This is a genomic window from Pedobacter sp. 22163 (genome assembly GCF_052045595.1).
GTDB lineage: Bacteria > Bacteroidota > Bacteroidia > Sphingobacteriales > Sphingobacteriaceae > Pedobacter.
Genome location: NZ_JBQEPM010000010.1, coordinates 186,065 through 206,523, shown reverse-complemented (window position 1 = coordinate 206,523; position 20,459 = coordinate 186,065). Strand labels below are relative to the sequence as shown.

20 protein-coding genes, 1 tRNA gene and 1 pseudogene are annotated in these 20,459 nt (G+C 39.6%); 8 read left to right on the top strand and 14 right to left on the bottom strand.

The window, feature by feature from the left end; translation table 11 throughout:
* Nucleotides 1-151: 151 nt before the first annotated feature.
* From ACTJKN_RS23195 to ACTJKN_RS23180, 4 genes are all read right to left on the bottom strand, one after another.
* The gene (locus ACTJKN_RS23195; protein WP_440828080.1) at nt 152-778 is read right to left on the bottom strand and encodes a carbonic anhydrase; all 627 of its coding nucleotides are present in this window, start codon (nt 776-778) and stop codon (nt 152-154) included.
* Nucleotides 779-917: 139 nt separating this feature from the next.
* The gene (locus ACTJKN_RS23190; RefSeq protein ID WP_440828079.1) at nt 918-1,577 is read right to left on the bottom strand and encodes a hypothetical protein; all 660 of its coding nucleotides are present in this window, start codon (nt 1,575-1,577) and stop codon (nt 918-920) included.
* A 145-nt stretch (nt 1,578-1,722) separates the two neighbouring features.
* Complete coding sequence (locus ACTJKN_RS23185) at nt 1,723-2,331, bottom strand: hypothetical protein (RefSeq protein ID WP_440828078.1); 609 nt, start codon at nt 2,329-2,331, stop codon at nt 1,723-1,725.
* Nucleotides 2,332-2,651: 320 nt separating this feature from the next.
* Nucleotides 2,652-3,293, bottom strand: coding sequence for a Crp/Fnr family transcriptional regulator (locus ACTJKN_RS23180; RefSeq protein ID WP_440828077.1), 642 nt, complete (start codon nt 3,291-3,293; stop codon nt 2,652-2,654).
* 78 nt (nt 3,294-3,371) lie between these two features.
* Between ACTJKN_RS23180 and ACTJKN_RS23175 the strand changes: the two genes are divergently transcribed.
* From ACTJKN_RS23175 to ACTJKN_RS23160, 4 genes are all read left to right on the top strand, one after another.
* Nucleotides 3,372-4,067 carry an HAD family hydrolase gene (locus tag ACTJKN_RS23175; protein WP_440828076.1) on the top strand — a complete coding sequence of 232 codons (696 nt, stop codon included), beginning with the start codon at nt 3,372-3,374 and terminating at the stop codon, nt 4,065-4,067.
* Nucleotides 4,064-4,720, top strand: coding sequence for a CatA-like O-acetyltransferase (locus tag ACTJKN_RS23170; protein ID WP_440828075.1), 657 nt, complete (start codon nt 4,064-4,066; stop codon nt 4,718-4,720). Before ACTJKN_RS23175 ends, ACTJKN_RS23170 begins: the two co-directional genes overlap by 4 nt.
* A 58-nt stretch (nt 4,721-4,778) precedes the next feature.
* Entirely contained in the window at nt 4,779-4,985 is a 207-nt protein-coding gene (locus tag ACTJKN_RS23165; protein WP_440828074.1) for a hypothetical protein, read from the top strand.
* A 121-nt stretch (nt 4,986-5,106) separates the two neighbouring features.
* Nucleotides 5,107-5,180, top strand: a tRNA-Ala gene (locus ACTJKN_RS23160).
* A gap of 196 nt (nt 5,181-5,376) precedes the next feature.
* Here ACTJKN_RS23160 and ACTJKN_RS23155 read toward each other — a convergent pair.
* From ACTJKN_RS23155 to ACTJKN_RS23125, 7 genes and pseudogenes are all read right to left on the bottom strand, one after another.
* A pseudogene (locus tag ACTJKN_RS23155) lies at nt 5,377-6,168 on the bottom strand (alpha/beta hydrolase).
* Nucleotides 6,169-6,178: 10 nt separating this feature from the next.
* A complete protein-coding gene (locus tag ACTJKN_RS23150; protein WP_440828073.1) occupies nt 6,179-7,129 on the bottom strand; it encodes a helix-turn-helix domain-containing protein in 951 nt (316 codons plus the stop codon).
* Between the two features lie 76 nt (nt 7,130-7,205).
* Nucleotides 7,206-7,973, bottom strand: a complete 768-nt coding sequence (locus tag ACTJKN_RS23145; RefSeq protein WP_440828072.1) for an SDR family NAD(P)-dependent oxidoreductase — start codon at nt 7,971-7,973, stop codon at nt 7,206-7,208.
* Between the two features lie 230 nt (nt 7,974-8,203).
* Nucleotides 8,204-11,137 carry a M16 family metallopeptidase gene (locus tag ACTJKN_RS23140; protein ID WP_440828071.1) on the bottom strand — a complete coding sequence of 978 codons (2,934 nt, stop codon included), beginning with the start codon at nt 11,135-11,137 and terminating at the stop codon, nt 8,204-8,206.
* A 141-nt stretch (nt 11,138-11,278) separates the two neighbouring features.
* A complete protein-coding gene (locus tag ACTJKN_RS23135; RefSeq protein ID WP_440828070.1) occupies nt 11,279-12,928 on the bottom strand; it encodes a protein-disulfide reductase DsbD family protein in 1,650 nt (549 codons plus the stop codon).
* A 16-nt stretch (nt 12,929-12,944) separates the two neighbouring features.
* A complete protein-coding gene (locus ACTJKN_RS23130) occupies nt 12,945-13,394 on the bottom strand; it encodes a protein-disulfide reductase DsbD domain-containing protein (RefSeq protein WP_440828069.1) in 450 nt (149 codons plus the stop codon).
* A gap of 28 nt (nt 13,395-13,422) precedes the next feature.
* Entirely contained in the window at nt 13,423-14,469 is a 1,047-nt protein-coding gene (locus tag ACTJKN_RS23125; protein WP_440828068.1) for a PLP-dependent cysteine synthase family protein, read from the bottom strand.
* Between the two features lie 199 nt (nt 14,470-14,668).
* Between ACTJKN_RS23125 and ACTJKN_RS23120 the strand changes: the two genes are divergently transcribed.
* On the top strand, nt 14,669-15,136 hold the full coding sequence (locus tag ACTJKN_RS23120; protein WP_440828067.1) for an Lrp/AsnC family transcriptional regulator: 468 nt from the start codon (nt 14,669-14,671) through the stop codon (nt 15,134-15,136).
* Nucleotides 15,137-15,306: 170 nt separating this feature from the next.
* On the opposite strand, the gene ACTJKN_RS23115 is transcribed toward ACTJKN_RS23120, so the two are convergent.
* On the bottom strand, nt 15,307-16,035 hold the full coding sequence (locus ACTJKN_RS23115) for a response regulator transcription factor (RefSeq protein ID WP_440828066.1): 729 nt from the start codon (nt 16,033-16,035) through the stop codon (nt 15,307-15,309).
* Nucleotides 16,035-17,447 carry a sensor histidine kinase gene (locus ACTJKN_RS23110; RefSeq protein WP_440828065.1) on the bottom strand — a complete coding sequence of 471 codons (1,413 nt, stop codon included), beginning with the start codon at nt 17,445-17,447 and terminating at the stop codon, nt 16,035-16,037. Before ACTJKN_RS23110 ends, ACTJKN_RS23115 begins: the two co-directional genes overlap by 1 nt.
* Before the next feature lie 159 nt (nt 17,448-17,606).
* Between ACTJKN_RS23110 and ACTJKN_RS23105 the strand changes: the two genes are divergently transcribed.
* The 3 genes from ACTJKN_RS23105 to ACTJKN_RS23095 are packed head-to-tail and all read left to right on the top strand — an operon-like array spanning nt 17,607 to nt 19,443.
* Nucleotides 17,607-18,518, top strand: coding sequence for an alpha/beta fold hydrolase (locus tag ACTJKN_RS23105; RefSeq protein ID WP_440828064.1), 912 nt, complete (start codon nt 17,607-17,609; stop codon nt 18,516-18,518).
* Nucleotides 18,519-18,575: 57 nt separating this feature from the next.
* Nucleotides 18,576-19,004: a RidA family protein gene (locus tag ACTJKN_RS23100; RefSeq protein ID WP_440828063.1), complete on the top strand. Its 429-nt coding sequence runs from the start codon at nt 18,576-18,578 to the stop codon at nt 19,002-19,004.
* 19 nt (nt 19,005-19,023) lie between these two features.
* Nucleotides 19,024-19,443 carry a cupin domain-containing protein gene (locus ACTJKN_RS23095; protein WP_440828062.1) on the top strand — a complete coding sequence of 140 codons (420 nt, stop codon included), beginning with the start codon at nt 19,024-19,026 and terminating at the stop codon, nt 19,441-19,443.
* Between the two features lie 181 nt (nt 19,444-19,624).
* Here ACTJKN_RS23095 and ACTJKN_RS23090 read toward each other — a convergent pair whose 3' ends face one another.
* Nucleotides 19,625-20,215, bottom strand: a complete 591-nt coding sequence (locus ACTJKN_RS23090; RefSeq protein ID WP_440828061.1) for a GIN domain-containing protein — start codon at nt 20,213-20,215, stop codon at nt 19,625-19,627.
* Nucleotides 20,216-20,459: the final 244 nt, after the last annotated feature.

Genomic DNA, 20,459 nt, shown 5'->3' with positions numbered 1-20,459 from the left:
TCAAGTTTTGAAAACTTGACTTCTTTATTTTAAATAACCTGCTAGTTTTTATGCGCCTTAGACTCCAAACGCGTAACGCCAAACTTTTTAAAACCTACTGGTTTTTTTATTCACTTTGGACTCCAAACGCTCAACGCCAAACGCCCAGCTATTAATAAAGGTTATAAATCTCTTTAATATCTTTCAAAATCTTTTCGAAATCGATTTTCAGGTCAATTAACCGGCCGGTGTGGATATCAAATACCCATCCCTGAACGGTTAATCCGCGATTAGTAATCGCTTCTTGCACTGCTGCGGTTTTTAACAAGTTTACGCATTGTTCCTGCACATTAAGCTCCACCAATCTATTATAACGAAGGCTTTCATCTCCAATGGCATTCAGCTCATCTTTATGGATGCGGTATACATCGCGGATGTTTCTTAACCAAGGGTTTAATATGCCCAAATCTGCAGGTTGCATGGCTGCTTTAACGCCACCGCAATTGTAATGGCCACAAACCACAATATGGTTTACTTTTAAATGGCGTACGGCGTAATTTAAAACGGTCATTACGTTTAAATCTACGTTGTTTACCAGATTGGCCACATTTCGGTGCACAAAAGCCTGCCCTGGTTGTATACCCATTAAATCTTCTGCTGTAACGCGACTATCTGAACAGCCGATGTACAAAAACTCAGGGCTTTGACCTTTCGATAATTCAGTGAAATAATCAGGATTAATGGCCAGTTTTTCGGCGATCCATTTTTCGTTGTTCTTAAAAACTTCTTCTACATTCATGCTTTTGCTTTAAATAGAATTTAGGGATATGTTATATTGGTAAATTGAGCATTTATTGTGCTGTAAAACTAAAAAAGATTCTCTCATTTCTTGGTCTTCCTTTTCGTTAGCTTAACTAACAACTTTTTCTGTTAAATGTTTAGTGGTTTGAGAGATATTGTGGAAGAAAACCAGCAATAAATAGTATAAATGTAATAAAGGCTGTGAAAAATAAAAAAGGCTTAAGGCCATCGTTACTGCTACCATTCTTTAGCATCAGTTGCCTGGCCAAGCGTGAAGTGAGCAATGATATGCAAATTAAAAATACGAAAGCAAGCGCTAAGCCAACCCCAATACCAAATATTTCTGTCTCTTTTCTGGTGTAAAATATGTTGAAAAAATCGGATAGGAAAAGTAAGTTCCAGATTGCCACTACACCTACGGCAACTGGAATTTTAATCGGGAAACCAGTTTGAGCCTGAAGCTGGCTGATCTCTTGGTCAATGTAATTTGGAGTAGGTTCGGTATCATTAAGAAAACCGGTTTTTATGATCTCTGTCATCCGCTCCTCTGCATTTCCCAGAAAGGTAAAGAAAATGTCTTTATTATATTTTTCAACACGATGGGTAATCCTAATTGAACTACCTAACAGAGAAGTGTTGGGCGTAATGGCGATAATATCTGAGCGTTTAAAAACAAAATTACCCCTGATGGATGCATTAAGTTCGAGTTTAAATTCGCTTACTTTTAAAGTGGCAAAAGGCCAGGTTGCCTTAAAGCCGCCTATTCTAACACCACCTGTTTCTTCAAATGTATTCATTTATCGAGCAGTTAATCTGTTCGAATATATCCCATTTAATCTGATTTTTATAGTCACGATTAAATTTAAATATGAAGAAAAATAAAAGCCAATATCAATCACCGTTATTGTTTAACGCAGATTAACATTGGCTTTAAAAATGTTTTTAACTGGCAACTGCTACCGCATTCTTGTTAATGTGGTTAGGCAGTTCTTCAAGTGTGTATAAGTTAACCAATGATTCTCTTAATACATTTTTAGCATCATACCAGATATTTTCCTGGGTAAAATGACAAACGCCATTGGTTAGTTCGGTAATAATTGCACCTATTAAGGTTGCAAAGTGATTTTCGAAAACATCGCCCGAATGATATTTTAAGGAAAATACTTTGTTATAATTTTGAAGCTGAGCTTCAACCGCTGCGCTCAGTTTTATAGGTTTTGCAACCTTTCTTTTTTTCTTTTTAAATAATCCCAGTATCTTTTGTACAAAACTCTGTTTGATAATTTTGTCTTTAAAGAGCTTTTTTTTGTACTCCTTAAGGTCGAATGATTTAAGGGATACGCCAAAATTTAGTTTTAGGTTATTTTCGTTAAATATTTCCAAACTGGGTTTGTCCCATTTAAAAACGATTGGCAAGTTTCCATTCGGATTTCTAAATGAAAAAGAGGAATTAATATCCAGAACATTTTCATGTTCATTTAAACGTTTTAAAATTGTTGGGATAAGATCGTCTGTTAATGAATTGGTGTAAATGTTTATATAAGCACTCATGTTTTGTTAAGATTAGCTGAAATCAATTATCGCAAATGGCAATTGCCACAGGCTTTATTAAATGATAATTAAGGATATCATTACATTGCAGAGTGATCCATTCTAAATGGATGCCACTCCTCAATATTGATTAACTTGGAAATCTCAAAGTGAATTGGTGGTTGTAGTTTTTCATTTGTATATATATGGTTATTTGTGTGTCATCAGATGCGCAAAAAGAGCGCTTAATTTTTTTCTACATAAACGGGTCGAATTATCGAAACGTTACAGCTAATTGTAAAAATATCTTCAAAGCAATAATTATACCACAAATACGTTGATTATTTTAATCTTTCCAGCAGCGTTTTCATGTTGGTTAGCTGTAGGATGTTTTTAAATTCGGGCGTATCAAAACCACCTTTATCGATCACCTGCTTTAAGCTTCTGTTAAAGCTTCTTACGGAGATGCCCAGATAGGCAGCCATGTCTTCTTTGGAGATGGAAATATGCTCATCAGCCTGTAGTTTGAGCAATTTCAAAAGTGCATATTCTAAGGTATATAGCTGTTGAAAGGATGCCCGTGTACTGGTTTGTATAATTCTGGTAGACAGTTCCTGGAGTAAGATTGTAGTAAATTCACTACTTTTAGTAATCAAGGAAAGGAATAGATGGTCGGGAATAACATAAGCTGTAACATCACTTATTGCGGCTACGTTGCACAAACAATCAATCTTTTTTAAAGCTTCTAATTCGCCAACCACTTCGCCCTTACCTAAAAATTCGATAATAAAATCCTTACCGTTTTCCTCAGAGATGAAACACTTGCTTATTCCGTCTTTAATAATGTAGATATTGCTGATTTTTTCTCCCTGTTCAATAAATCTATACCCCGCTTTAAAGTTTTTAAGTGTTATGGTTCCCCCTTCACTTTCGGTACAAAAACGTTCGATAAAGGATAAGAAAGTAAGATTGGTCCGTAGCATATTTTTCAGTCAGGACAAATGTCCTTTTTTAGAAGTCTTGGTTGCGTTACTTTTGTCGCATTAAAAGTAAGCATAACAATGAAAAATCAAATTACCGTAATTGCTTTTGATGCTGATGATACCCTTTGGGTAAACGAACCTTATTTCCGCGAAACGGAAGAACAGTTTGCAGGTCTTTTAGAAGATTTTATGCCTCATCATAGCATTCTGGCTGAACTTTACAAAACTGAGATTGCCAATTTGCCACTTTACGGCTACGGGATCAAAGGTTTTGTTCTGAGCATGATCGAAACAGTTTTAAGAATAACTGAAGGTAAAATAGCCCCTGTTGTGATTAGTAAAGCGATAACACTTGGACAGGAAATGCTCAATAAACCAGTCGAATTGCTTGATGGGGTAGAAGAGGTACTTAAAGCCCTTCACGGAAAATACAGATTAGTGGTTGCGACGAAAGGCGATCTACTCGATCAACAGCGCAAGCTCACCAAATCAGGACTTGATCACTATTTTCACCATATTGAAATTATGAGCGATAAACAGGAAAAAGATTATCAAAAACTGATCAAACACCTGGATTGTAAACCTGAGGAGTTTTTAATGCTGGGCAACTCCTTAAAATCGGATATTTTACCGGTACTGAATATTGGCGGACATGCCGTTCACATCCCCTTCCATACCACATGGGTACATGAAAGTATCGACCATACCATTGAACATGCAAATTTTTATCAGATGGAAAGTCTATCTGAGGTTTTACCAAAATTAATTGAATGAAAGAAAAAATAGATATAAACACCTGGATCAGAAAAGATCATTTTAAATTTTTTAGCGCCTTTGAAGAACCTTTCTTTGGCGTAACCGTAGAGGTAGACTGTACTGCTACCTACGAAGAAGCAAAAGAACATAACGTTTCTTTTTTCCTGCTTTATCTGCACAAATCGCTGGTTGCTGCAAATCAGGTAGAGCCTTTTAGTTACCGCATTATTGATGGCGAAGTTTGGAAATACGATAGCGTGAATGCTGCAGCTACCATTAACAGACCAAATGGCACATTCGGATTTGGCTATATGGATTTCTACAGGGATTTTGAAGATTTTAGAACAGCAGCCAATAAGGAGATCGAAAAGGTACAGGCAGGTACGGGTTTAATCCCTTCCTCATCAGGCGAAAATGTGATCCACTATTCGGCAATGCCCTGGTTAAACTTCACATCCTTATCACATGCCCGCAATTTTGCTTATCAGGACAGCTGCCCTAAAATATCTTTTGGCAAGGTAAAAGATGAAAACGGAAGAAAAATAATGTCGGTTTCTATACATGTAAACCATGCTTTGATGGATGGTTATAACGTTGCACAGTTTGTAGATGCTTATCAGCAGCTGCTAAACAAAAAAGAGGTTAAGGAATATAGTAATTCAAAACTTTAAGGAATTAAACCTAAAGGATATTTAATGTTCGGTTAATATTAGGAATTTATTTTCGGTGATGTTTATAGCTGCCGTAATCATTCCTTTTTATCTTTTGGCCATTGTAGCCATGTGTTTTATGGATACCGTTTTTAAGGCCATTATGTTTTTTGTGCTGTTACTTATTGCCACATTTGTACTTTTTCTGTTCATCAATTATCCTATGCAATCGGCTTTTACGGTAATCTGTTTAATGGCCATATTTGCTTTTAAACCTAAAGATTAATTAAAAAATGAATTATGATTTGCATTCGAGAAAGTATTTGCTATTTTTGCTGCTCAGGCAGGAAGCTTGTTTCAATTACTGAATGATTATTTAATTTTTTGGTTATTGAATATTAAAAATTGGGGGATTAGCTCATTTGGCTAGAGCGCTTCGCTGGCAGTGAAGAGGTGATCGGTTCGAATCCGATATTCTCCACCCTTATTATTAAGCTCTTAAATTTAATTTAAGAGCTTTTTTTTTATTCCGTAATTTGAAAATTCAGGCGATTGGAACATAGAGACTGTGCATTGTGCAAACAATATCATGAGTGAAAATCCTGATAAATTAGTGGAAATCCTGAGTAGCCAAGCTGTTTGCGTCAGTAAATAAAGATAATTGTATATTCAAACAGTTATTTGTTTTGTATTCTACCTTTGGCTGCAGCAATAATGAGTTGGGCTACTTCTTTAGCGTGCGAGATGTAAACCGAATGGCTGGCACCTTCTATTTCTATTACCTGGCTTTTTGCACGCTTTGCATACATCCTTTCCAGATCCGGATTGATGATCCGGTCTGACTTAGCTACCATATACCAACTTGGCTTTGTTTTTCAGGCAGGGTTATGGATAATGGCATGAAATACGGAATCTGCTGTTGGCGTTTGCGAGTTGGCCATAAAATCAGCCTTTAATGCTGGTAGATCTGCTGAAAAATCGGCAGCGAAGAATTTCGGATCAATATAATCCCAGCCATCCTTTCCTTTGATCAGCGACTTATAAGCCGAAGGAGTCATCTTGCCGTTATTTGCCTCCGACTCGCCATCATCAGGGGCATGCGCAGCGATATATACCAAGCCGGTCACTTTTGAATCATTGCCGGCTACCGTGATAATGGCTCCTCCATAGCTATGGCCAACCAGGATACAGGGTCCGTCCTGCTGATCAATTATTCGCTTTACCGCTACTACATCATCCTCAAAAGCGGTAAGCGTATGTTGTGTTATACTCACTTTATATCCTTTTTTTGTAAGTATTTCGTAAACCGGCTGCCAGCCAGACCCGTCTACAAAAGCACCGTGAACCAGCACCACATTCCGGATGTGCGTGGTATCCTGCGCTTCTACGGGAATGGAAAATATAAATGATACGAACAGCAAAAGCGGCCAGATTGCTTTTGCCTGATGATGGATATTTAACGTTTTCATAGCTTTTTATTTATAGCCGTTGTTCTCCTCCATTCAGATTCCTGAATTCTTTCGGAGACTGCCCGACCTTGTTTTTAAAAATTTTGGTGAAATGAGAGGGGTGCTCAAAGCCGAGTCCATAAGCAATCTCGCTGATCGCGCTTTCTGTACTCCATAGTAAATGCTTTGCTTTATCAATTAATTTCAAATGGATCTGTTCCTGTGTTGACTTGCCGGTGTATTTACTTAATAGGTCGGATAGGTAATTGGCAGATAAATTTAAGTGCGAAGCGAAAAATTTTACATCCGGAATGCCGGTGTCAATCAGGGAGCCTTGAGCAAAATAATCATTCAAAAGTCTTTCAAATTTTTCAACTATATCATTTCCTGCTTTTACCCTGGTAAAAAACTGCCTGTCGTAAAACCTTGAACAGTAAGATAAAAGCAGTTCAAGGTTGGTCAGGATCAAATTATGCGAATGTTTATCAAGGTTGTTTCCAATTTCTTTACCAATGTTGCGCAAACAATCTTCCAAAACATCCTTTTCAGCATCTGAAATATGAAGGCATTCATTGGTGTCATAACCGAAGAAAGAATACTCGGACAATTTACGGCCTCTGGTGGTCGCATTTAAAAAATCAGGGTGTATATAAATTGCCCAGCCCTCCACCTTATTTTCGGCTCCTGGGGTTAGTACTTGATCAGGGGCGGTAAACATTAACGAACCCGCTGAAAAATCGTAACTGGTCCGACCGTATCTAAATATACCTTCGATCTTTTTACAGGCTATGGAATACAGGTCAAGCCGGTAAGAAGCTCCCGGTTTTCTGTTCGAGCGGTCAACCCTGGCCAGGTCTATAACAGAAATAAGCGGGTGCAGCGGTTTATCGTAATGAAAAAAAACATGCAGTTCAGCAATTGATTTGATATCTATATAATCCATACAACCGTTGTCTAACCCTGATTCAAATTTAGTAAACATACCTGGCATTTTGCTGTTTCATATTTCATTTTCCCGTTTGAATAAGGAGAGGCATAAGTTTGCTATTAATAATTGGTCATATCATTATACCACCGCCCACTTCTATACGCTGGGCATTTACGTACCTGCTGTCATCCGATAATAGCGATGCAACAAAAAGACCTACATCATCAGCTACACCAAGGCGCCCCAGGGCTATGCCGGCTGCAATCTGATGCCTATGGTCCTCATCGCCTTTTCCACCGCCAAACTCGGTGTCGATCGCACCGGGCGCAACACTGTTCACCCGGATATTCCGGTCAGCATATTCCTTAGCGAAGTATCGGGTTAAACCTTCAGTAGCGGCTTTCAGTGCACCGTACACCGCCACACCAGGAAACGCGAACCTTGCCAGCCCGGAAGAAATGTTAATGATCTGGCCGCCGTCAGCGATGAAAGGAAGCAGCTTTTGTGTCAGAAAAAATACACCTTTAAAGTTGACGTTTACCAGTTGATCGAACAGTTCTTCGGTTGTATCTTTAATAAGTGTTCGTTGAGCTATTCCCGCATTGTTAACGAGATAGTCGAAGTCTTCCCGGCCCCATTCTGTTCTAAGCACTTGCATTACCTGTTTGCCGAAATCGCTGAATGATCCCGTATCGGCTGAGTTGAGCTGCAATGCAACCGCTTTACCACCATTTTGGTTGATCTCATCAGCCACCGCTTGTCCGTGTTCGGGCTGACTATTGTAAGTGAGGAGTACGCCAATGCCGCGTTTTGCTGCATTCAATGCAATGCTTTTTCCTATTCCCCTGCTACCGCCGGTTACCAGGACGATTTTCGATTGTTGATCTGTTGTGTTCATTGTTTTAATTTTTGATTACACAAAGTTCCATCATCAAATCGCTGCCCGCTTATACATTTAAGGGTAAGAATTATATATTTCTCATATATCGTACCGGATAAATACTACTCCCGTAAAAGTTTACCGTGGGGACACATCCTTTGGCTTTTTATATGGCCCGCAGGCCGTATAACTAAATGAAGAAGTCCCAACGATCAAACGACCTTGGGACTTCAGTTTATTGTTTAATTTTAGTAACCAAAAATGGTAGATAAATCCAGCTTAACCAATGTGCCGAGTTTTTCAAGATCGGTCGTTTTGATGGTTTTCTCTGAACCCACAACGCAGTAATTATAGTTTTTGCCAGAAATGTTCTGCTCATGGAAATGCTTGAGGTCATCGAAACCCAGCGGCTTCAGTGCAGAATAGACATCTATTCTTGAATCATAGTCATAGCCTAGTTTTTTATCCGCGAGATAGGTGTAAATTATCCCTTCTTTACTAATTCTTTCAGCCTCCAGTTCGCTCAATGCATTGTTTTTTGATAGGCTGAATGCTTTTTGCGATTCAGGCAGGCTGCTTAGTAATTCGTTCATCGCAGCAATTGCCTCATTCATTTTATCGGCTTGTGTACCTACATAGGCTACTACCGAATTTTGTTTATCTCTACTTTTAGGCGAGGAGTACATGGCAAACGTAGAGTAGGCTAAAGCCTTTGATTCCCTGATTGTCTGAAATACGATAGAGCCCATACCTCCGCCGAAATAATCATTAAATAAACTGATTTTCGCTTTTTGGGCCGGGTTGTACAATCCAGCATTACGGATCCATCGGATTTCTGCCTGAACCATATCATAATCGGCGAAGTACACTTTGTTGGCATTGGTAGGTTCATAGTTGAATTTTTTGATGGAAGGGATGTCGCTGAAAGACCCGGGTAACCTATGCAGCTTTGTTATCTGCGCTGTAAGGTCAGCCATTGGTTTGGGTCCATAGTAGATGATGGTGTGTTTAAAGTCTCCCAGCTTATGCAGGATATCAATTAGTTCGGCCGACTTCAAATTTTTGATTTCATCATTACTCAGCCCATAGTTAAATGGATTTTCCTTGCCATACTGCGCATAGCTCATCAGTCCTGAAAGTATGGAGTTCTTGTTTAGTTTTGCATTGTCCCTTGTTTTCAGCAGGCGGGCCTTAAAATCTTCAAGGGCGCCTTCATTCGGCTTACACGTGGAGAGCAGATGTTCTAACAAGCTTACTGCCCTGTTGAAATTCTCCTGTAGACCGCTGATGTAAACCATGGTTTCCTCTGTACCAACATTTACGCTGTAGCTGCAGGCGATATTGTAAAATGCTTTGCTGATATCTTCAGCAGTATATTCGTCACTGCTCAAAAAGGATAGGTACTGGGCGGCATAAGGCAAAAGTTTGGAATGGTATGAGCCTATTTCAAAGCGGTAACCCATGCGGAAAATGCTGTTATCGGTATTCTGTACGTACATCAGGTCGGCGATACCCACTTTGCCCTGCGCCAAATCCTTTTTGTAATCTAGAAACTTCGGGGCAATGGGTTTAACTGCTGAGGATATGATGTCCTTTGCGAAATTGGAAACTTCGTTTGCATTGGTTTTTACCGCTGTAATCACCGGTTTCTCCATTTTTTCAATGCTTTTGTCCTCGGCCTTATGTTTAAGCACGATTACATAGTTGTTGATGAAAAACCGGTTTGCAAAATCAACAATCTCCTTCTTGGTTATCCTGGCCATGGCATCAGTCGACGAAAGCATCTTGTCCCATTCCTTACCACGGTTTAAGATAAATGCTGTCATGGTTGCATCTGCACGTACATCGTTGCTGTCGTAAGCCTGTAACTCGCCCAGCCTGATGTTTGCAACGGTTGCTTTAATAAGCCCTTCATCGAAACTACCTTTTTTTAGCAGCTCGATCTGCCCGGTCAAAAGCTTTTGAGCATCCTCAAGGCTTTGTCCTGCTTTTGGCGATGCCGACAATATGAACATACCATAGTCTTTCATTTGGTTGTATCCGGCATTGGCCTTTAAAACCTTTTGTTGTTTGTTCAGATTTATATCAAGCATCCCTGCTTTCCCGTTCGATAAGATGCTGCCAATCAGATCCAATAATAAACTCTGATGACTGTTCTGCGGAAAACCCCGGTAAGCAATATATAAACTTTCTGCACTTGGGCCGTTTATGTCTATTTTTTGAATCTTTGTCAATGCTTTTTCCTGAGCAGGCTCATATGGCGCAAATGGTTTGGAAACCATGTAAGCGAAATTCCTGTCTATGACCTTAATTAGCGCATCATAATTAATATCGCCAGACATAATCAGCGCCATATTATTGGGTACATAATATCTGTTGTAATATTTTCTGATTTCTACCAGGGAAGGGTTTTTTAGGTGTGCAACTGTTCCGATGGTAGTTTGCTGACCATAGTTATGGGTTGGGAAGAGCGCATTCAACATGCCTTCGTACATTTTGGTGCCGTCATCATCAAGCCCTCTGTTTTTTTCTTCATAAACTGCTTCAAGCTCTGTGTGGAATATACGGAACACTGGCATGCGGAAACGTTCTGACTGTACAGCAAGGAATTTTTCTACCGCGTTGGATGGCAGGTTTTCTTCGTAAACAGTTTCTTCGCTGGTTGTGTGGGCATTTGTGCTTTGGCTACCCACCGCTTTCATCATTTTATCGTATTCATTGGCAATAGCGTAATTGGAGGCTACGCCAGATACGCTGTCGATTTCCTGATAGATCTTTTTTCGTGTCGGCCCGTCTTTGGTCTTATTGTAACGCTCATACAGATTCTCAATTTTATCAAGCAACGGCTTTTCTTTGGCGTAGTCCAGTGTGCCGAATTTATCTGTGCCTTTAAATAAAAGGTGCTCAAGATAATGTGCCAGACCGGTATTGGTTCTTGGATCGGTATTGCTGCCTGTTCTAACGGCCATTTTATACACAATATTTGGTTCTTTGTTGTTTTGGGACAGTATTACAGTCAACCCATTACTGAGCGTATAAAATCGGGAACGGGTCGGATCATTTGTTACATACTTATAGGTATAACCGCCACTGCTGGCCGTTTTCCACTGGTAAAGGGACTGTGCGTTGACAACCGTATTTGCTATTGATAATACAGCGGCAACAAAAATTTTAAGTTTCATGGTTTAGGTATTAAGGTGGGATTTAGGTGTGTCTTATCACACGCATCTGGTGGTAAAATGGGCATGCCATCCGGCAATGCCCATATCGTCGTCTTAACTATCACTAACTACTAGCCATACTTCTACAATGACCAGTATTTTTTATTTCTTATGAAAAGCGTTTAATCCGCTTTCTAAGAATTTTTTATAATTTGTAATTTCATAATCTGCACCCTGTGGTTGTGCCAGTAGTGCTTCTGTTTTGGGATCGAGCAATACATAAAAAGGCTGTGAGTTAGACTGGAATTTCCTGGCCTGCAGATCACTCCATTTTTTACCAATGGTATTGAGTTTTCTTCCCTCCGGTGTAATTACTACATCTGCTGGTGCCAGTTCCGATTTATCATCTACATACAACTGGATCAGTACATAATCATCGTTGATCATTTTGTACACATCCTTGTCTGGCCAAACATTAGCTTCCATTTTTCTACAGTTTACGCAGGCATGGCCGGTAAAATCAATCAGCACAGGTTTGTTTAGTTTTTTTGCTGCAGTTAAACCTTCGTTATAATCGAAATAAGCATTCAGCTTTAACGGCGCGTGGAACTTATCCGCATATTTATGCGGGCCATCATTTGTTGACGTTTGTTTTCCTGCCAGTAACCCAGTGGTGTACAGGTCAAAATCTTGTGTTTCCTGTGGTGGAAGAAAAGCCGATACACTGTGTAACGGTGCGCCCCACATACCAGGGATTAAGTAAATGGTAAAGGAAAGAACTATTGTTGCCAGAAAAAGCCTTGGTACAGAGATAAATGCCAGCGGACTATCATGCGAAAATTTCAGTTTGCCCAAAAGATACATGCCCATCATCCCGAAAATAACGATCCACAGGCTTAAGAATATTTCCCTATCAAACCACTCCCAATGGTAGGCCAGATCTACATTGCTTAAAAACTTTAATGCGAATGCAAGTTCAAGAAAACCCAATACTACTTTTACGCTGTTTAACCAACCACCAGATTTCGGCAGTTTGTTCATTGCCGATGGAAAGAGTGCAAACAGTGCAAAAGGAATGGCCAGGGCAAGGGAAAAACCGAACATGCCTATTGCAGGACCTAATAAAGCGCCTGTTGTTGCTGCCTGTACCAGTAGTGTGCCGATGATAGGGCCTGTGCAGGAGAAAGATACCAGGGCTAAAGTTCCGGCCATGAAAAATAATCCTGCAATGCCGCCTTTATCAGAATTGGCATCCATTTTATTTACCCAGGAAGAGGGCAGGGTAATTTCGAATGCCCCTAAAAACGAAGCTGCAAAAACAACCAGCAATAAGAAGAAGAAAAAGTTAAAAATACCATTGGTGGACAGGCTGTTCAGCGCATCGGCACCAAAAATTACCGTTACCAAAAGCCCAAGCACCACATAAATGAGGATAATGAAAAAACCATACAGTGCCGCACGCCGAAAAGCCCTTCCTTTTTCTGATCCCTTGGTGAAGAAACTTACTGTAAGGGGCAGCATGGGGAAGATACAGGGCATCAGCAAAGCTGCTAAACCGCCAACAAAACCTGCAATAAAAATTCCCCACAAGGTTTTTTGTTCTTCTTTCGGTTGGGCAATAGTTTTTTGAGTAACAGCAGGAGCAGCTATTTTAGCAACAGTATCAGTTGCTTTAATTGTGCTGTCAACCGCTTCTGGCTTAATCTCTGTAAAAGTCAGCTCTTCCGTATTTGTACTGTCCTGAGCATATCCATTTAAGGATATTGCACAACAGAACAGCAAACCGAGACAGATTTTCTTTAAGGATATCATATGCTTTGTTACGCTATTATTTTACAGGAATGCTAAAATCTACCTGTTCTGGCGGTAAACATTGTTTATCGTCGCATACCATAAACTCTACATTGCCTTTAATGGTTGCGGTTTTGCCTTTTAGCTTCACTTTTTGTTGAAACACTACTGATTTTTCAAAATAGCTTACATCCATTTTAAAAGTAGATTCGAATTTGGTTATGGCTTTTGGTTCGATGGTTTTTCCAACTAGGGTATAAGCACCCGATGCTGGAAAACTAAAGGTTGTTTTAACCGGACCGCCATCTTTAACAAATTGCGAATAAAGGTGCCAGCCCTGATCTATAGTGGCTTTAATGAAAACAGTGGCCGTATTAGGCCCGGTTTTTTTTGCTGCGTAACTCCAGGTTACAGGTTTTAAAATCTGGCTGTATGCGCTAAGGCTGATCAGGCATATGGCAAAGCATAAAATGGTGGTTTTTTTCATGTTGTGGTTTATTTGTTGATTATTTTGATTAATGTAATCTGCTAAAGGCCTGATAGTCGATAAAGTCTACTTCAGGGCTAATGTATCCGGTTTTAACAGGTTCTACCTTCATTAAATCGGTACTTAAATATTTCTTGTTGCTATCCGAAAAGATGGTCACCACACAGCTTTCTGTGCCCATTTTTTGTTGTTGCTTTATGGCGCCGATTACGTTTGCGCCTGATGATATGCCTACGGCTAAACCAAGTTTCTCGGCCAGTTTTTGTGCCATCAGTATGGCATCGCCATCGTTTACCTGTAGCACTTCATCAAGTTCGTTAAGCTTAACAATTTCGGGGATAAATTCATCAGAGATGCCCTGGATTCTATGACTACCTACTTTATAACCAGTAGTTAAGGTCGGCGATTCTGCAGGCTCCAGCGGATGTATCTTAGTGGCCGGATTTTGCTTTCTTAAGAAATTTCCTACCCCCATAATAGTTCCCCCGGTTCCTACTCCGGCAACAAAAGCATCGGGCGAAAGGTTTTTCAAGCGCAACTGCTCCCAGATTTCTTTCCCAGTGGTATGTTCATGTGCTTCCGGATTGGCGATATTCTCGAACTGCTTAGGCAGGAAAATATTTGGATCGCTTGCTGCCATCTGTTCTGCAAGTTTAATGCTGCCGATAAAACCGCCTTCTTCTTTGCTCACCAGAATAATCTCTGCACCTAAACTTTTAATAATATCCATGCGCTCTTTGCTCAACCAATTTGGCATAATGATGGTTACCGGATGGCCCAAAGCTTTACCGATGGCTGCAAATGCAATCCCGGTATTGCCACTGGTGGCTTCAACAATCCGATCACCAGCTTTGATTTTACCTTCGGCATACGCTTTTTTTAGCGTGTAAAGTGCCATCCGGTCTTTAATGCTGCCAGTTAGGTTGTAATGCTCGCATTTAACATAAATTTTACCTACACTCCCCTGGTAGGTGTAGGTGAGCTCAAGCATTGGTGTGTTACCAACCAGAAGCGATAAATGTTCGAATTTTCCCTCCATGGCAGAAGTCATTTTATTTGCTGTTATTGTGGTCATAACTGTTGATTACATCGGATAGCAATAGCTATTTTGATTGATTTTTATTTCGGTAAAATTCAGTATTATAATTTTTTATGTCAACACATGTTGTTTTTTACAGAAAATTTCTGCTTTTTTGATAAAAAATTAGTCTTTATTTTGGTTTTGACGCTTTTTTTGAATGTCCATTATATTTTTTTTCAATTTATTAACGTTTATGACCCACGGAGATTTAGATCAGGTTGATGTAGAAATACTAAAATTGTTGCAGCATGATGCCTCTTTAACCAATAAAGAAGTATCCTTGAAGCTGCATAAATCTATAGCCACTATCCATGAACGGATAAGGCGATTAAAGGAACAAGGCTATATTAAAAGGATTGTGGCTATTCTCGACCGGAAAAAGATCAACAGAAACCTGATCGCTTTTTCACATGTACTGCTGAAAGAACATACGGCTAAAACCCTGATCGAATTCGAAACAGAAGTTTCTAAGTTTGCTGAGGTAATGGAATGTTTGCAGATGACCGGTGCTCACGATTTTATCCTCCGTATCGCTACCAGGGATATGGATGATTACCACGAATTTCTGCGGAATAAACTCGCTACACTGCCCAATATCACAACTGTTCAAAGTTATTTTGTCCTCTCAGAACCTAAAAGCGAAACGGCATATCCTATCTGATCCCATTCGATAGTTTGTGACAAAGTTTGTCCTGAGCATGTAATCCCGGAAGCCGTTACCGGTAATCGGTTTAATGTAATTCTAATTATCAAAAATCATCTCGTTAAAACAAACAATTTCAGTAATTAAGGTTGGCAGGTAATTGAAAAGGCGGCGGTGCGAAAACTAAGTCAGGATTGCTCCATTCCAGCCACTGAAAATATAAATCCAACGCCATAAACATTGTTGATTTTTACATTTGAAGAAACAGCAAGCAATTTCCGTAGTCTGACGATAAAAACATCAAGGCTTCTTCCTAAAAAATAGTCGCTTTCTCCCCAGATCTGAACCAGAATCTCTTCCCGCTTGGTGATTACGTTCCGGTTTTTGTTTAGATATTCCAGCAACTCCGCTTCACGCTGTGTTAACGACATTGGGGTTTGCCCAGGTATGCTCAATTCCAGCAAGTCTTTATTGAGGCATAGGTCACCTATGTTCAGTATATTAGATACTAATTGCTTTTCACGCTGTGCCTTAGGGATTTGATGCCAGATAATGTTACGGATTCTTAATACCAGTTCATCAACGTCAAAAGGTTTACAGATATAATCTACTGCACCAAGTGTAAGTCCTTTCATCCTGTCGGGTTTCTCTTTGCGTGCGGTAAGAAAAAGAAAGTATACATCGGGGTTGCGTTCCCTGATTTTTCCAGCAACCCCGAACCCATCAATATCGGGAAGTTTAATATCTATGATAACCAGATTGTAATCAGCGTGATTTTTTTGGTATAGGCTAATAGCTTCTGCTCCGGAACAGCACCAATCCACCGAAAAATCCATCAGTTCAAGGTACTGTCGGGTTACATTACCCAGATCTGTTTCATCCTCCACATAAAGTAGTTTTCTCTTTACGGCCGACATTAGATCACAATTAAAATTTCGCTTCCCCGTCCGATGCTACTTTGCACTTCCAACTTCCAATTATGGATCTGGATGCATTGCTGCACATAATACATGCCAAGGCCTAAGCCGCTAACATGTTCCCGACCAGGATTTTTGCCCCTGTAAAACTTGTCGAAGAGATGTTTAACTGTGTATTCTTCCATTCCTATTCCATTATCTCTTATACTGATCCTCAAACCATTCGGTGTCCCATCAACGGTGATATGTATTTCCTTAGGCGTTTTATCACTGTACTTTATAGCGTTGTCGAAGATATTAGATAACATTGTCGTAACCCAGAATCTATTTAGGCATACCTGCGTTTCGTTGTTTATACCCTGAGTGTAAAAATAGAGATTTTTATCATTCGTTTTAACACGGTAGTCCTGTATTACCTCAGCTAAAAGTTGGCAGAAAATAACCTCTTTTTTTTCTATTTCGGTATTTACTCGGGTAATGTCCATCACCTGATCAAACAAGGTCTGTAACTGCTTGGTCTGTCTTGCAATGATTTCAGTAAATTCAGTAATACTTTCTTTGCTTTTAAATACTTTTTCATTCTGTATAGCCCGATTCGCAACCATAATTGTCGAAATAGGAGTGTTGAATTCGTGGGTAATGCCGTTGATGAAATCAGATTTCATGTCTGATATCTTTTTTTGTTTAGACCAGCTTTTAAATGTAAAATAATAAACAAAAAAGATTAACAGTAATGCGAACAGCGTAAGCAATAAAACCGGAATAGCACTTTTAAAGATTTCAGCTTGTCTGTCAATGCGATCGGCAAAGAAAGTGACAGTAATATCATAGGAATAAGGACTGGATGGCCCCATGGACATTGAAGTGACTATGTTTTGTGGTTTGGGAGACTTAAGTTTTCCGCTAACGATGTAGCCCTGTGGAGACTGTAGATTTGCTTTTAGATACGAATATTTTTTCTGATAGTGATATAAAGGGATTGGCTTGTTATCGCTGAACCGCAGGCTGATGCTGTTGATGACAATGAGGTATTCAAGTTGATCATCCAGTTTATATTGTTTTTTTATCTCTTGTATGAGAGAGTCAGTTGGATTTCTGGTTTGTAACTCCTCAAACATCATTGCAAGAAGTGAATCAGTGTACTGGTTTTTTATGGAACCGGATTTAAGATATTCACTTTCTAAGGATTCGATATTTTTAACGAGATAGCTGTCCAGGAGCGAAAACCCTCCGGCATAAATACTCTCCTTGCTGACGTTTTTTAAGTAAAACTGTTTCAGCTTTTGTTTCAAATCGACCTGATATTGCTTGTTCTTCAGTTCAAACGTATTATAAATCAGGTACAGCAGCACCCCAACAAGGATGATAAACCCCGTGAAGGCAGTCGTTTGATACTTTTTGAGCTCGGTCATTTTGCGCTAAAATAATAAAAAATTAAAGCGGTCTGGTTCCATTAACATTTCGTTATGATTTCATTAACAGGATTTACAAGAAGTGCCGGATAAATTTGCAGACTGATAAGGGCAAACCATATTGCCATTATTAACGATTCTTAAATATTATTTATAAAAATGAAAAATTTAACTTCAACAATCGGATTGCTGATCACATTATTGACTAGCGTTATTGCCTACGGACAAACAAACAGGCCTGCAGCTGCGTATGGGCGTGAGGAATACATAGAAGTTGAGAAAAATGTAAAACTTCACGTAACCGACCTGGGTGAAGGGCAGCCTTTAATCTTGATCCACGGATGGCCGTTAAGCGATGCCATGTACGAGTATCAGTATGCTTATTTTGTAGAAAAAGGCTTTAGGGTAATCGGCATTACGCTACGGGGATTTGGCCTTTCAGACAAACCGGGAGGCAAATACAATTACGATGTTTTTGCCGATGATATCAAAGTTATTCTTGATAAATTAAATATCAAAAATGCCACAATTGGTGGATTTTCGATGGGTGGGGCAACAGTGATTCATTATGTAGCTAAGTACAACGGCGCGCATGTATCAAAAATGGCCTTATTTGGAGCAGCTGCTCCAATATGGACAAAAAGAACGGATTTTAACTTCGGGCTTTGGACAAAAGAAGACGTAGACGGTTTAATCAAATTGAATAACACCGACAGGCCACAATTGCTTACTAATTTTGGGCAGATTTTTCCCGCAAACCAGACAAGTGTTGCGCCAGGTTATGGTGCGTGGTTGGGAACAATCCAGGCGCAGGCCTCGCCTTACGCAATGGCAGAAGGGCTTAAGACGTTAAGAGATACTGATCTGCGTGCCGACCTGAAAAAAATTCAATTACCTACACTGATTTTACATGGTAGATCAGATAAAATCTGTTCCTATGACCTGGCAGAACAAATGAATAAACTACTTAAAAATGCTAAACTGGTCCCTCTTGAAAAAAGCGGCCATGCACTGTTCATCGAGGAGATGGAAAAATTCAACTCAGAACTTTTAAGCTTTATTAAACAGTAAATATCATAAGACAGATGTAGAATTATTCTCTACATCTGTCTTAATACCTTAAAGGAAATGAAAATTGTATTTTGGCTATTTCTCGTGATATCTGTTTGCTCCTGTAAACCGTATGCTGGTGTAGTAAGGTATGCCTTGAGCGAAGAAAATGTGCCTTATTCAAAAGCTGTCATTGCCAATGGGATTCTATACGCTTCGGGCCAGTTAGGCATAAATCCAAAAACAAAATTGCTGCAGCCAGATCTGGATTCACAAACCAGGCAAATTATGGATAATCTCAGGATTTTATTGGAACAGCATCATTCGGACATGAAAGATTTGATCAAAGTAAATATATATCTGAAAGATATTTCACAGTTAAAGGAGGTAAATGAAATTTATACCAGTTACCTTTCAGAAAGAAGGCCCGCCAGAACTTCTGTTCAAATTAACGCTTTGCCTCTAGGTGCTTTAATCGAAATCGATTGTATAGCACTTGCTAAATAAATCTTTAAACCAAAAAAAAATGAAAACCTATCAACATTACTTCTTACACATCATTGCCATTTTAGGCATGCTTAGCTGCTTAATGTCAAATAAAGCAATAGCGCAACAATCTGGTATCAAGCGCACAGATCTTCAACGGCATGATCTTTCTGTGCCGGGATACGAAGCGATCCAGGTACGTGTTGACTTTGAGCCAGGCAAGGCATTTGGCCTGCATTCACATCCGGGCGAGGAAATTATTAATGTTTTAGAAGGGGAGCTGGAATATGTAATTGAGGGAGAGAAGCCTGTTGTAGTAAAAGCAGGTGGAGTACTTTTCATTCCCGCCGGAAAAAATCATTCCGCCAGGAATATTGGCAAATTAAAAGCCTCTGAACTGGCAACTTATATCGTAGTAAAAGGGAAACCGCTATTAACATTGAAAGCTGAGAAACCTTAACTATTTCGGGGATATGCAATTATAGGCGGAATTGCCATATCGAGATCAAGGATAAGATCGATCGGGTGTTGAAACGCATGCATTTTTCTTTTTTTCAGATTGATCCAGAACAGAACTGTATCGATTAAACAAAAAAGGCGGTCCGTAAACAGACCGCCTGAACCAAAATATAATTCTTTTTTTATTTGCTAAGGGAAGCTAGTGCATTTTCCGTGTTTAAGCTGGTTTTTGTATTAGCTGCAACGAATTTATCCATAGTCAGCTTTTGTCCTTTGCCCATTACGAGCATATGGTCGCCAGTTGAACCACTTAAGGTCAAATCAGCATGATCTTCGATCACAGTATACAAGCCTTCAGTCTGTGAGTTTAAGTCTAGTGATGCATTTCCGCTTAAGAAAACCTGCAGATATTGCGCATTGATTTTACCTTGTGTTTTTACTTTAGCGTTATCCATTGCATGGATGCGATAAATCTCATTTACATAAATGGTAAGTTTTGCGGTGCTGTTATCCAAAGAGGTAATCTCTAAACCATCTCCGCTCTGCATAACCTTAACTTTGCCGGTGTTTTCATCTGCGTAGCTGATACCGGTACGTTTTCCCTGGATGATCGTCAACTCTACATTTCCTTTTACTTGAATGCGTTTGAAGCTCAAAGCTTTTGAAGCGTAAACGGGTTTGATGGTTTCAGTTGCGTTAGCTGATAATACTGCTGAAGTACATAATGCCAATGCTAAAGATGATGCGAATAATGTTTTGAATAAAGTTTTCATATGCTTTGAGTTTTAATTTTTATAATGTTTTTATTGATTGTTCTGATGTTAAGACGTGCAACCACTGGAAACGTTTCAGCGCAAATCACAGCATTATACCAGCCTGGGAAGCTAATCGACCAACGCCAGAAATTCAGAGACAAAAAGACGGTTGTCGCTGTGAATTTTCAGGGTTTTCTTTCCTGAGCGTTGAATCGACAAAAGTTCGGACTAACTGCTTTTTAATCGCACTAACCACTTGTTG